Here is a 12,576-nt window from a genome sequence, read left to right on the forward strand (position 1 = left end):
GAGCCTGCTCGCGAAAGCGGTCTGTCAGTCAACAGTGATGTTGAACGTGACGGCCCTATCGCGAGCAGGCTCGCTCCCACATTGGTTTCTATGTATGGCTTAGAGAGTGAAATCGCCTTCCGCCGCCAGCTCGCTCAACGGACGACGCGGGCTCGGTTCTTCACGGGCTTGCAGGTAGTCGGCCAGTGTCGCTTTATCCCCCAGCTTGCCCACGGCAACCGCTGCGTGCAGCGCGTAGCCTTCAGGAATGTTCAGCTCTTTGCGGGTCAGTTCCTGGTCGAAACCGGCCATGCCATGGGTGTGCCAGCCGCTGATGCTCGCTTGCAGCGCCAGATGGCCCCAGGCGGAACCGGTGTCGAAGGTGTGCCACAGCGCCGGAGTTTCTTCGGTGGCGCCCGGCACCGCGAAGGTGGTTTTCGAAATCACGATCACCAGCGCCGAGGCGTGTTGCGCCCAGCTGCGGTTGAACTCGTTCAGCAGGCCCAGGTAACGCTCCCAGTTCGGCGTATCGCGGCGCGCGTAGAGAAACCGCCAAGGCTGCGAGTTGTAGGCCGATGGCGCCCAGCGTGCGGCTTCGAAAAAGCTCAGCAGGGTTTCTTCTGGGATCGCTTCGCCGGTGAAGGCGCGAGGCGACCAGCGATCGGTGAATTGCGGGTGGATGGCATATTCGGCAACGCGGGGATTGGCACTCATGCAGAGATTCCTTGCGACGTTTAAGTGAGAGATTCGATTGAAAACCGGCGGGCACAGTTAGGCTGGGCGATGAGGTTTTTCGTGAGCCTGGCACTTCATCTGAATGCAACGCAGTGGGGCGTTAATGGCATGCAGGTCTGGCTCCTTGCGACTGGCAAAGCTACTGGGCGGCGCCATTTCTGACAAGTCCCGTTCTACCGGCAGTCGCCAATGCTTGGCCCACAAGGGGCTTGGCACTAGACTGGCGGCCTTTTCACCACCTGATGTTGATACTCGAGCCATGGCCGCCAAAGTCGAACCGTTCTGGATACGCAAAACCCTCGATCAACTCGATCAGCAGGAATGGGAATCGCTGTGCGACGGTTGTGGCCTGTGCTGCCTGCAAAAGCTCGAGGATGAAGAGGACAACAGCGTTTACTACACGCGCATCGCCTGCAAGTTGCTGGACCTGAAAACCTGCCAGTGCACGGATTACCCTAACCGCCGCGAGTTCGTGCCGGACTGCATTCAGCTCACGCCGGGCAAGGCCGATGAGTTCAAATGGCTGCCGCCGACCTGCGGGTATCGCCTGGTCAGCGAAGGCAAGGATTTGCCCCTGTGGCACCACCTGGTGTGCGGGGATCGCGACGCCGTGCATCATGAACGCATCTCCCAGTCCGGGCGCATGCTCGCCGAAGGCAGCGTGCCCGAGGACGATTGGGAAGATCATCTGATTTTCCGCGCAGGTTAGTTTTACAAAGGAGTGTGTATGGCTGTAGGACAGCGGCTGGCGTTGGCCTTTGGGTTGTTGGCCCTGAGTTCCTCGGTGTGGGCGGCGAAGAAAGTCGATCTGGATTATCACGTGCGCCTGTTGCCGCAGAGCGATCAGGCGGAAGTACGCCTGACTTTGGCCCAGGGTTCGGCGGTACGCAGCCTGGATTTCGACCTCGGCGACGGCAGCCACTACAGCGATTTCAAGGCTGACGGCCAATGGCAACTCACGCCGGGCGCGCAGGCTCGCGGTGTCTGGCACCCGGCTGCCGACAAGGCCAGCCTGACCTACCGCGTGCGCATCAGCCATGGCCGCAAGAACGGCAGCTTCGACACGCGCATGACGCCGACCTGGGCGCTGATGCGCGGTGACGATCTGGTGCCCGCCGCCAAGCTCGACCAGCAGGACGGCATCGAGCTGGTGTCACGCCTCGAATTCGAATTGCCCAGCGGCTGGAAAAGCGTCGAGACCGCCTGGCCGCGGATCGGCAAGAACAAATTCCGCATCGACAACGTCTCGCGCCTGTTCGACCGGCCCACGGGCTGGATGCTCGCCGGTCACCTCGGCAGCCGTCGTACCCGGCTTGGGGAAACCGAAGTCACCGTCGCCTCGCCTCAGGGCCAGGGCATGCGTCGCATGGACGTGCTGACGCTGCTGACGTTCGTCTGGCCGCAAGTGCAGGCGGTGTTTCCGCGTCATCCCGCCAAACTGCTGATTGTCGGTGCCAACGACCCGATGTGGCGGGGCAGCCTGGGTGCTCGGGAGTCGATCTACCTGAATACGCGTTTGCCGCTGGTCAGCGAAAGCGGCAGCAGCGCGCTGGTGCGTGAGCTGGCCCAGGTGTTCGGGCGGATCAACGACAAGCAGCGCAGCGACTGGATCAGCGAAGGGTTTGCCGAGTATTACGCGATCGAACTGGTGCGGCGTGCAGGCGGGATGAGTGACGAGCGGTACGCGAGCTTGCAGAAGAAACTGGCCAAGGACAGCCAGAAGGTCACGACGTTGCGGGGCGAGCAGATCAGCCCGGCGCAGATTGGCAAAGCGGTATTGTTACTGGGTGAGCTGGATCAGGAAATCCGTATCAAGACCCGCAACAAGCGCTCACTGGATGATGTGTTGCGCGGGGCGATGCACCTGGAGAGCGTGGATACCAAGGAGTTTGTCCAGCTGGCCGAGAGTGTGATCGGCGAGTCTTCCAAGGTGCTCGATACCGGGTTGCTTCAGTAACACCGCTATCGTCGGAACGCCGCCCGCAGCAAGCCGGCTCCTACAATTTGGAATGCATTCCCCTGTAGGAGCCGGCTTGCCGGCGATGAGGCCCTCAGCCGCAACACAAATCCCGGATCAAACCCCGGCTTTCGGCGACTTCAACGAATCATTCCCGGTCACGGTGGCGGTTTTGGTCGCCGCCTCGGCATTCGCTTTCAACCGTGCCAGATCTTCCCCGGCACGCTCGATCTTCGCCCGCACGTTGTCCATGTCCTGACGGCTTTTTTCCAGCAGACTCTTGGCCGAGCTGTGGCCGGTAATGCCACGGGCGAGCGCCACGCCGCCGATGGCCACCTGGATCAAGCCGAAAATCCCGCCGCGACGCAGGCCTTTGCCGACCATCACCAGGCCACCGGCCAGTGAGCCGGCACGTTCCCAGCCATGGACGTTATGGTCGGAATGGCTCTGGAACGGGGTGGATTCGATGCGCTCGACGCGTTTGAGTTCGCTCATGATCTGTCTCCTGTCGGGTATGACGGCTTCAAGAATAGATAATTAAGCTGACTGCCGAGGCGGGCGGCTTGTTCCATCGAATGTGTGTCGGTTCAGCGGAATTTCGGGCCGGAGCGGGTGTTGAGCCCTTTGGCCATGCGGTCGTAAAGCACGACGTTGACCGTGGCGGCGAGGTTCATGCAACCAGTGGTCGGGATGTAGACCACGTCTTCGCACCAGTCGCGAATCTCTTTATCCAGCGAACCGTCTTCCGGACCGAAGATGTACAGGGCGCGATCCGGGTGGGTGTATTCGGGCAGTGGCCGCGCGCCTTCTACCAGTTCCACGGCGACAGGGACGCAGTTGAGCGGCAGGATTTTCTTCAGGTCGTCGATGCCGATCAGCGGAATGTCGTAGTGAACGCGCTTGGTGTCGGTGACGAAATCGGCGGCGCGTTCATAGCGCTTGCCGGTGTAGAACACGGACGCCACGTTGTAGCAGCCGGCGGCGCGCATGACCGAGCCGACGTTTTCCGGTGATTTGGGGTTGAACAAACCAATGCAGCTGTACCGTTTGTCTGCCACGAGCGGGGTGCCTTCGGGGGAAAAACGGCGATTATACGGGGATTGGGGGAGGGGGTGTCTGGTTTGAGATTGGTGGTGTTCGGGCGATTGCTATCGCGAGCAGGCTCGCTCCCACAAGGTTTTTCAGTGACTACAGTATTTGTGATCGCCGTAAATCAACTGTGGGAGCGAGCCTGCTCGCGATGAGGCCAGATCAGTCGCTATGACTATTCGTCTTTCTTCATCAACCCTGCCAACGCCGCAAACGGGTTGTGCGTCGCCTTGGCAATTTTCGGCGTGCTCAACGAGCCTTCATCGAAATACTGCTGGTCGGTATACCGCGAGTGTTCGTTATCGTGGCAATACAGGCACAACAATTCCCAGTTCGAACCGTCCTGGGGGTTGTTGTCGTGGTTGTGGTCGCGGTGGTGCACGGTCAGCTCGCTCAGGCGCTTGCCGGAGAATTCACGGGCGCAGCGGCCGCATACGTGCGGGTACATTTTCAGGGCCTTGTCGCGGTAACCCATTTCCTTGTCGCGCTGGTTGTCGGCGAGGATGCGGTCCAGCTTCGAGGTGTTGGTCGGTGTTGACGAACTCATGGGTTCACCTTTGTAAAAGACTGATGACGGTTATGGCACAAGTTTAGCCTAGCCCTTGAGCTTCTCGGCAATCCAGATGGTGTGGCGGGTGCCCTTGTTGCCGTGGGCGAAGACCTGGACTTCCTCGGCCTTGAAGCCGGCTTTCTTCAGTTTGTCGGAAAACTGCTTGTCGGCGCTGGCCGACCAGACGGCGAGCACGCCTTTTGGCCGCAGGGCTTTGGCGCAGGCACTCAGGCCGCCGGCGGAGTACAGCCAGCTGTTGGCCCGCTGGGTCAGGCCTTCGGGGCCGTTGTCGACGTCGAGCATGATCGCGTCAAAACCTTGCGGTTCGGCCTGCAGCACCTTGGCCACGTCTTCCATGCGAATCACCGTGCGCGGGTCGAGCAGCGGGTTGCCGGCTTTCTCGCCCAACGGCCCGCGATTCCACTCGACCACGCCGGGCACCAGTTCGGCGACCACCACTTCAGCGGTTTTACCCAGATGCTTGAGCGCCGAGGCGAGGGTGAAGCCCATGCCCAGGCCGCCAATCAGCACCCGTGAATTCGGTCGCCCGGCGACCTTTCGGCAGGGGATCTCGGCCAGTGCATCTTCGGAGCCGTGCATGCGCGTGTTCATCAGCTGCCCGCCGTCGCCGCCCTGGATCTTGATGACGAAATCCTCGCCGTATTCGAACAGGCACAGGGCACCGCCGTTTTCAGGGATAGGCGCGGTGTCGAGCAGAACGAAACGTTTCATGGGGTTCTCTTGAGGACGATGGGCAGGGGGGAGGCAAACGAACGCAGTTGGGAGTAGCCTGCAAACAGACAACAAGGCCAACGGAGCCATTGATGAAGCGCACCATTCTAACGGTCATTGCCTTGGCCGCGCTCTCGATAACTGCAGGGCAGGCTCAAGAGCTGCAAACCATTCCGACCAGCCCGGCGCCGCTGCCCGGTTCGCCCGGCACGGCAACGCCGACGCCGTACCCGCAAATCACCCCCAACAGCGTGCCCAAGGTCGGGCCTGGAAGTGGCGGGCCACCGCTGTTGCCGCCGATCGAAGTGCCCAGCCCGCCCAAGGACCAGACCCTGCCGGGGCTTGAACAGAACAGCACGAAGATCAAGTCGCCGGGCGGTTAAACCTGCTGCAGCGCCAGTTGCCCATCGGCCATGCGCAGGCGCTTGGACAGCGAGACGGCGAGGGCACGAATGATCTTGGCGGCGATTTTCGGCGCGTCGTTGAGCATCTTTTCCAGCGAGTCCTTGCCCAGGTTCAGCAACTGGCAATGGCTCGCGGCCACGCAACTGGCGGAACGGCGTTCGCCATCGAGCACGGCCATTTCGCCGAACGCCCGACCGCTGCGCAAGGTGGCCATGGTCACCAGTTGCCCGTCGCCGTTGGTTTTCTGCACCGCCACCTGACCGCTGTGGATGATGCACATGAAGCTGCCGGCATCGCCTTCGTGGAAAATCTCTTCGCCTTCGGCCACCGAGGTGATACTGAAGTAGCCTGACGCTGCGGCGAAGTCGGCGGGCAGCAGTTGATCGAACAGGCCGCAGTCCATCAGCCAGTCACGGATTTCGTTGTTCAGCAGGGTCGGTTCTGACATGTCGGCACGGTCTTTTTCTTGTGTCTGGTTCCGGTTTTTTGGGGTGTCCCCAATCCCCTGTGGGAGCGAGCAGGCTCGCTCCCACATGGAAATGATGTACAGCTTATGACCGAGCCATTAGCCCAAGTTCCTCAAGCAATCCCCAAAACCTTAAAAACAAATGCATATTCGAGTGCTACGTCACGCAATCCCTGGTACCGGCCGCTCATCCCGCCATGGCCGGCGCCCAGTTCGGTCTTGAGCAACAGCGGGTTGTCGTCGGTTTTGGTCGCACGCAATTTCGCCACCCATTTCGCCGCTTCCCAGTACTGCACGCGACTGTCGTTGTAGCCGGCGATCACCAGCGTCGCGGGATAGGCCTGGGCGGTCACGTTTTCGTACGGGGCGTAGGCCTTGATCCGATCATAAACGTCCGGTTCTTCAGGATTGCCCCATTCGTCGTATTCCGTGACGGTCAGCGGCAGGTCCGGGTCGAGCATGGTGTTCAACACATCGACGAACGGCACTTCGGCAATCGCCGCGCCGAACAGCTCCGGGCGCATGTTGAGCACCGCGCCGATCAGCAAGCCACCGGCGCTGCCGCCGCTGATCGCCAGTTGCTTCGATGTGGTGAAACCATGGGCGATCAGGTGCTCGGCGCAGGCGATGAAGTCGCTGAAGGTGTTGTGCTTGTGTTCCTGCTTGCCGGCGCGATACCAGGCTTCGCCCAGTTCACCGCCGCCGCGCACGTGGGCGATGGCAAACGCCACGCCGCGATCCAGCAGGCTCAGGCGCGCGTGGGAGAACCACGGGTCGAGGCTTTCGCCATAGGCGCCGTAGCCGTACAGATAAAGCGGCGTTGGTTTGCCGAGGGCTTCGCGTTTGACCACCAGGCTGATCGGCACCTGCGTGCCGTCCGGCGCAGTCGCCCAAAGCCGTTGGCTGACGTAGGCATCGGCGTCGAACGGGCCGAGTACCGGGGTTTCCTTGAGCACTTTCTGCTCACCGCTGACCAGCTCCAGTTGGCGGATTTGCGCCGGGCGGTTCAACGCCTCGTAACGCAGGCGGATCCGCTCGCTGACGAACTCCAGGCTGTTTTGCACGTGCAGGCTGTAGGCCGCGTCCGGCAATTGCACACGGTAGCTCGGCAGGTCTTGCGGGTGGACTTCGATGATCGGCAAGCCGCCTTCACGCAGGCTCAACGTCATGGCGCCGGCGTTGAGGCTCATGCCGTCGATCATGGTCGCGTCGCGATGGGGAATCAGGTTCTGCCAGTTGGCCTCGGTCGGCGCGACGCCGGTATCGACGGCCGTGTACAGGGCAAAGTTGATGCCGTCGCGGTTGGTGCGAATGAACCAGGTCCACTGGCCATCGAGCGCGCCGTGATCGACGTCGTACTCGTGGTCCTCAACCCGCGGCGCGATGCAGGTAAACGCCTGCTGCGGCTGGTAGGCGTCGAGCACCCAGACTTCGCTGGTGGTCTTGCTGCCCAGGGCCAGGAGCAATTGCTGCTCCGAACTCGACCGATAGCAATGCATGAAGAATCGACCGTCCGGCTCATGGAACACTTCTTCGGCCGCCGTGCCGTCCAGCCGATAGCGGAACAGTTTGTGCGGACGGTGGGTGTCGTCCAGCTCGCCGAAGAACAGCGTCAGGCTGTCGTTGGCCCAGGTCATGCTGCCGTCGCAATCGGCGAATTCCAGTTCGCTGACACGACCGCTGGATAATTCCTTCACGAACAGGGTGTAAATCTCGTCGCCGGTCGAGTCGATGCTGTAGGCCAGACGCTGGTGGTCCGGGCTGATGCTGAACGCGCCGAGGGAAAAGAAGCCACCATTGGCCAGTTCGTTCGGGTCCAGCAGCAGTTGTTCGCGGGTTTCATCGAGTTGCAGGCTGTCATCCGCCGGGCGCGGGCAGCGGTAGTGACGGGCGTATTCGTCACCAGCGGTGGTGCGCGTGTAATACAGGTACGGCCCCCACGGCGAGGGCAACGACAGGTCGGTTTCGAGAATCCGGCCCTTGATCTCTTCGAACAGGGTTTCGCGCAGCCCGGCCTGATCGGCGGTTTGCGCCTCCTGGTAGCTGTTTTCAGCCTTGAGGTAATCGAGCACCGCGTCGGTGTCGCGTTCCTGCAGCCAGGCATACGGGTCAGAACCTTCAGCCTTGCGGGCAATCGGGGCGCTGGTGATGTTGGCGGATTCGGGCATGAATGGCTCTCGGGCGATATTCGGAATAAAGGGCTTCGCAGACTTTTGGCAAATACGCAAATCCCTGTAGGAGCGAGCCTGCTCGCGAAAGCGGTGTGTCAGTCGCCTTCGATGTTGCCTGACAGGACGCTTCGCGAGCAGGCTCGCTCCTACAGGGGTTATGCATAGCCGGCCGGCATTGGGGCAAGCCTGATGTGCGAAAAGTCGTTACTATAAGCGCCTCTTTGCCTGCCTTGCCATGGACACCATGACCGAGAACGACTATCTGATCGCCTGGGGCCTCTACGCCTTCGCCGCTTTAGGCTGCCTGTTGGTGTGGATGCGCATGACCCGCTGGATGTGGCGCTGGCTGCGCGAGCCGCTGCGGCTGCTGGTTGCGGTGTTGCTGTTCAGCCCGACGATCATCGATCCGGTGAAGGAAAAGGTCGCCCCGGCCATCGCCATTACCGCCCTGGACCTCGCGTTCAAGGTCGGCAACAACGCCTGGCGGGCGATTTCCGACCTGTTCATGTACGGCATGATCGCCTTCGGTATTTATCTGGTGCTGGTGGCGATCCGGTTCCCGATCGAACGTGCCGCCAATGCCCGCAAGGAACGCACGGCCGCCGCCAAGGCTGCGGCCAAGGCCGACGACCCTGACGAGGAACATCCCTTCGGCGGTGCCGGCGATGATCGCTACGGTCGTCCGCCGGTTCCGAGCAACCCTCAGCGGATGCGCGTCGAACCGCGTTTGTAACCTTGCCCCTGCCTTACAGAGAGTCCGAGCATGTGTGAGTTATTGGGCATGAGCGCCAATGTGCCGACCGATATCGTGTTCAGCTTCACCGGGCTGATGCAGCGCGGCGGCCGTACCGGTCCGCACCGTGACGGTTGGGGCATCGCCTTCTATGAGGGCCGTGGCCTGCGCCTGTTCCAGGACCCGGCGGCGAGCAGCGAGTCGGAAGTCGCGAACCTGGTGCAGCGTTATCCGATCAAGAGCGAAGTGGTGATCGGGCATATCCGCCAGGCCAACGTCGGCAAGGTCTGCCTGTCCAACACCCACCCGTTCGTGCGCGAACTGTGGGGGCGCAACTGGTGTTTCGCCCACAACGGCCAACTGGCGGACTTTCAACCGATCAACAGTTTTTACCGCCCGGTCGGCGATACCGACAGTGAAGCGGCGTTCTGCGATCTGCTGAACCGTGTGCGCGCAGCGTTTCCCGAACCGGTAGAGATCGAGGAACTGTTGCCGGACCTGGTGGCCGCCTGCGCCGAATACCGCAGCAAAGGCGTGTTCAACTGCCTGCTCAGCGACGGCGACTGGCTGTTCTGCTATTGCTCGACCAAACTGGCGCAGATTACCCGTCGCGCGCCGTTCGGCCCGGCGCGCTTGAAGGATGTCGACGTGATCGTCGATTTCCAGGCCGAAACCACGCCCAACGACGTGGTCACGGTAATCGCCACCGAACCCCTGACCGAAAACGAAACCTGGACCCGCTACGAACCGGGCCAATGGAGCCTGTGGCGACGCGGTGAATGCGTCAGCCAGGGCAAGACCGAATAAGGATTCTCCCCCATGTTGCTCAGTTATCTACGGCTGGTGTTGTTCGCGGCGGGCCTGTTGATCGGCGTCCAGGTGCCGGGGTTCATCAATGACTACGCCCAGCGGGTCGAAGCGCACCTGATCGAGGCGCAGACCGGCCTGAGCGGTTTTCAGGGCACCGCCAATCAATTCTTCAAGGGCGACATGCAGGCGCTGGTCGCCCATTACCGCGCCAGCGAAGACCCGATCTTTCGCAGCGATGCCGACAGCCTGAGCAACCTGCTCACCCGTCAACTGGCCCTCGATAAGCAGTACCAGGCCATGCAAGGCCCGTGGTACATCCGTTTCCTGCAAGTGGTGCTGGCCGCCGACCCGGATATCCGCAAGGAAACCTGGAACGGCTACAGCTACCAGATCCTGCTGACGCCGGAAGCGATGATCTGGGGCATGAGCGGCGCGCTGCTGTTGTCGTTCGGGATTGAATGCCTGTTCCGCCTGATCGACTGGGTGGTGCTGGGCGGCAAACGCCTGCGCCAGAGCCGGCCGATCGAAGACCGGGACGTACGCGGGTTGTAAGTGATCAGCGCGCAAGGACGATGTAGTTTTCGCCGACCTTGCGCGCATACCCCGCCAGCACCTGCTGACACAACGCCACAATCTCCTCGACCCACTCCACCCCCGTCCGCCAGGACACCACCACCTGCAGATCCGGCGGCCGTTGATCAATGGCCAGCAAGGTCAGCTCACCACGTGCCAGCTCCTCGGCCACCAGCACCGGTGGCAGCGCGCCAATGCCGAAACCGTCGCGCAGCAAACGGGTAATCGCCGACACCGAATTCACGCAGTTCAGCCGTGGCGCCATGACGCCGTTGGCCTGCATCAGCGCGAGCACTTCCTGATGCGGGTGTGAGTTTTTCGAGTAGGTAATGATCCGTTCCCGCGCCAGATCGGCGACGCCTGCGTACTCACGGTTGTAGATCGAATTGCTGGCCGCGATCCAGCCCATGGGGTGGCTGGCCAGCTCCAGGCTGCGCACGCTTTCCTGACGCAGCAGATCGGTTTGCAGGATCAGGTCGAGGAAGCCTTTTTGCAGCTGATCGCAGAGGTTGAGCGAGGTATCCGCCACCAGCTCGATTTCCACCAAGGGATAGTGATCGGTCATCTGCGCCACCAGCGGGCTCAGCCAGGTATGAATCACCGTGTCCATCACGCCGATCCGCACTCGCCCGACCTTGCTGGAGCGGGTCTCGATCGACTGCTTGAGCGCTTGCATGGTGTCCAGCATCTGCTCGGCGTGTTCGAGCACTCTCAAGCCTTCGGGCGTCAGGCTCACGCCACGGGAATCACGCAGGAACAGCTTCACCCCCAGCTCGCCTTCGAGCACGGCGATGCGGCTGGAAATAGACGCCTGGGTGGTGAAAAGCTTGTCGGCGGTCAGGCGAAAACTTTTGAGTCGGGCGACCCAGACGAAGGTTTCGAGAAACTTCAGGTTCATATGATCGGCTTGTGTGACAAAGTTTTCTTATGCCTAAGGCGGGTTTTTATTAGTTGGACGCAATAGGGCCCAGCGCCCAAAAATCAGGCCATCCGGTTCCCACGATAGGCGTCGTCGGGGCTCAGAACAATACCAATAAATTTGTACGGAGAGTTGCCATGAGTGCGCCCGACACCACTGCCATCCCGAAAGCCACGGCTCGCCCGGGACCTTTCGACTGGTACCGCAACATCAATCAGCAGGAGCGCCGCACGTTCTGGAGTTGCAAGATCGGCTACGGCCTGGACGGCATGGACACCCAGATGCTCAGCTTCGTGGTGCCGACCCTGATTGCGATGTGGGGCATTACCACTGGCGAGGCCGGGCTGATTCACACCAGCACCCTGATCGCCTCGGCCATCGGCGGCTGGGTCGCGGGCATTCTCTCCGACCGCATTGGCCGCGTGCGCACCCTGCAACTGACGGTGCTGTGGTTCGCCTTCTTCACGTTCCTCTGCGGCTTCGCGCAAAACTATGAACAATTGCTGATCAGCCGCACCTTGATGGGCTTCGGTTTCGGTGGCGAATGGACCGCCGGCGCAGTGCTGATGGGCGAAGTGATTCGCGCCAAGGACCGTGGCAAAGCGGTAGGCATGGTGCAGTCGGGCTGGGCGCTGGGCTGGGGACTGACCGCGATCCTCTATGCGTTGCTGTTCTCGGTGTTGCCACCGGAAGACGCCTGGCGTGCACTGTTCATCCTCGGCATCGTCCCGGCGATTTTCGTGATCTTCGTTCGTCGCCTGGTCAAGGACCCGGAAATCTACCGTGAAGCCAAGGCCAAACAGGAGCCGAGCAACCCGGCGAAGTTCTACGAGATCTTTGCCCCCGGCATCCTGTTCACCACGATTCGCGCGTCGATACTGACCACCGGCGCGCTCGGCGGTTACTACGCGATTACCTCCTGGCTGCCGACGTTCCTGAAGAACGAGCGCGGTTTGAGCGTACTCGGCACGGGCGGTTATCTGGCGATGGTGATCATCGGTTCCTACGTCGGTTACGTCATCAGCGCGTATCTGACTGACATCCTTGGCCGTAAGAAGAATTTCATTCTGTTCGCGGTCGGCTCGTTCACGATCGTGCTGCTTTACACCCAATTGCCGGTCAGTAATGGCGTGATGCTGTGGCTGGGCTTTCCCTTGGGCTTCTTTGCCTCGGGGATCTTCAGCGGCATGGGGGCGTTTCTGACCGAGCTGTTTCCGACGCGGATTCGCGGTTCGGGCCAGGGCTTTTGCTACAACATCGGTCGGGCGCTGGCGGCGTTGTTTCCGCTGTTGATCGGTCTGCTCAGCCAGAAAGTGCCTTTGAGCGTCGGCATCGGGGCGTTTGCGGCGGTGTCCTACGGGGTGGTGATCCTGGCGGCGTTGAGCCTGCCGGAAACCCGTGGCAAACAACTGGATGCGCAGTAATCTGCTCACATCTGACAAGAACAAAACCTACAG

15 protein-coding genes are annotated in these 12,576 nt (G+C 61.4%); 7 read left to right on the plus strand and 8 right to left on the minus strand.

The genetic code is table 11. The features are described 5' to 3' along the window. Positions 1-99: 99 nt before the first annotated feature. Positions 100-693: a nitroreductase family protein gene (locus ACF6ZU_RS19715; RefSeq protein ID WP_392886207.1), complete on the minus strand. Its 594-nt coding sequence runs from the start codon at positions 691-693 to the stop codon at positions 100-102. Positions 694-973: 280 nt separating this feature from the next. Between ACF6ZU_RS19715 and ACF6ZU_RS19720 the strand changes: the two genes are divergently transcribed. Continuing rightward, entirely contained in the window at positions 974-1,423 is a 450-nt protein-coding gene (locus ACF6ZU_RS19720; RefSeq protein WP_392886209.1) for a YcgN family cysteine cluster protein, read from the plus strand. A gap of 18 nt (positions 1,424-1,441) precedes the next feature. Next, positions 1,442-2,671, plus strand: coding sequence for a hypothetical protein (locus tag ACF6ZU_RS19725; protein ID WP_392886211.1), 1,230 nt, complete (start codon positions 1,442-1,444; stop codon positions 2,669-2,671). Positions 2,672-2,788: 117 nt separating this feature from the next. Here ACF6ZU_RS19725 and ACF6ZU_RS19730 read toward each other — a convergent pair whose 3' ends face one another. The 4 genes from ACF6ZU_RS19730 to ACF6ZU_RS19745 form a co-directional block, all read right to left on the minus strand. Further along, positions 2,789-3,166: a DUF2892 domain-containing protein gene (locus ACF6ZU_RS19730; protein ID WP_392886212.1), complete on the minus strand. Its 378-nt coding sequence runs from the start codon at positions 3,164-3,166 to the stop codon at positions 2,789-2,791. Positions 3,167-3,258: 92 nt separating this feature from the next. Then, positions 3,259-3,729, minus strand: coding sequence for an RNA methyltransferase (locus tag ACF6ZU_RS19735; RefSeq protein WP_392886214.1), 471 nt, complete (start codon positions 3,727-3,729; stop codon positions 3,259-3,261). A gap of 206 nt (positions 3,730-3,935) precedes the next feature. Next, positions 3,936-4,307 (minus strand): YajD family HNH nuclease, encoded by a 372-nt coding sequence (locus ACF6ZU_RS19740; RefSeq protein WP_084323260.1) that lies wholly within the window; start codon positions 4,305-4,307, stop codon positions 3,936-3,938. Positions 4,308-4,355: 48 nt separating this feature from the next. Then, positions 4,356-5,042: a spermidine synthase gene (locus ACF6ZU_RS19745; protein ID WP_027925870.1), complete on the minus strand. Its 687-nt coding sequence runs from the start codon at positions 5,040-5,042 to the stop codon at positions 4,356-4,358. Positions 5,043-5,134: 92 nt separating this feature from the next. On the opposite strand from ACF6ZU_RS19745, the gene ACF6ZU_RS19750 reads away from it, so the two are divergent. Beyond that, a complete protein-coding gene (locus ACF6ZU_RS19750; protein ID WP_392886216.1) occupies positions 5,135-5,425 on the plus strand; it encodes a hypothetical protein in 291 nt (96 codons plus the stop codon). Here the strand turns inward: ACF6ZU_RS19750 and ACF6ZU_RS19755 are convergent. Both ACF6ZU_RS19755 and ACF6ZU_RS19760 read right to left on the minus strand, forming a co-directional pair. Further along, positions 5,422-5,895 carry a cyclic nucleotide-binding domain-containing protein gene (locus ACF6ZU_RS19755; RefSeq protein ID WP_392886217.1) on the minus strand — a complete coding sequence of 158 codons (474 nt, stop codon included), beginning with the start codon at positions 5,893-5,895 and terminating at the stop codon, positions 5,422-5,424. The genes ACF6ZU_RS19750 and ACF6ZU_RS19755 overlap by 4 nt on opposite strands. Before the next feature lie 131 nt (positions 5,896-6,026). Next, positions 6,027-8,081, minus strand: coding sequence for a S9 family peptidase (locus tag ACF6ZU_RS19760; RefSeq protein WP_392886219.1), 2,055 nt, complete (start codon positions 8,079-8,081; stop codon positions 6,027-6,029). Between the two features lie 238 nt (positions 8,082-8,319). Here ACF6ZU_RS19760 and ACF6ZU_RS19765 point away from each other — a divergent pair, with 238 nt between their 5' ends. Genes ACF6ZU_RS19765 through ACF6ZU_RS19775 form a run of 3 tightly spaced genes read left to right on the plus strand, consistent with a single transcriptional unit; the run spans position 8,320 to position 10,179 of the window. Next, complete coding sequence (locus ACF6ZU_RS19765; RefSeq protein ID WP_392886221.1) at positions 8,320-8,817, plus strand: MFS transporter; 498 nt, start codon at positions 8,320-8,322, stop codon at positions 8,815-8,817. A 30-nt stretch (positions 8,818-8,847) separates the two neighbouring features. Continuing rightward, positions 8,848-9,624: a class II glutamine amidotransferase gene (locus tag ACF6ZU_RS19770; RefSeq protein ID WP_392886222.1), complete on the plus strand. Its 777-nt coding sequence runs from the start codon at positions 8,848-8,850 to the stop codon at positions 9,622-9,624. A 12-nt stretch (positions 9,625-9,636) separates the two neighbouring features. Next, positions 9,637-10,179: a DUF2937 family protein gene (locus ACF6ZU_RS19775; RefSeq protein WP_392886223.1), complete on the plus strand. Its 543-nt coding sequence runs from the start codon at positions 9,637-9,639 to the stop codon at positions 10,177-10,179. A 4-nt stretch (positions 10,180-10,183) separates the two neighbouring features. Here the strand turns inward: ACF6ZU_RS19775 and ACF6ZU_RS19780 are convergent, their stop codons facing one another. Next, the gene (locus tag ACF6ZU_RS19780; protein WP_392886225.1) at positions 10,184-11,098 is read right to left on the minus strand and encodes a LysR family transcriptional regulator; all 915 of its coding nucleotides are present in this window, start codon (positions 11,096-11,098) and stop codon (positions 10,184-10,186) included. 158 nt (positions 11,099-11,256) lie between these two features. Here ACF6ZU_RS19780 and ACF6ZU_RS19785 point away from each other — a divergent pair, with 158 nt between their 5' ends. After that, entirely contained in the window at positions 11,257-12,543 is a 1,287-nt protein-coding gene (locus ACF6ZU_RS19785; protein ID WP_392886227.1) for an MFS transporter, read from the plus strand. Positions 12,544-12,576: the final 33 nt, after the last annotated feature.

The sequence above is a fragment of the Pseudomonas migulae genome (genome assembly GCF_043225285.1).
Taxonomy (GTDB): domain Bacteria; phylum Pseudomonadota; class Gammaproteobacteria; order Pseudomonadales; family Pseudomonadaceae; genus Aquipseudomonas; species Aquipseudomonas migulae_C.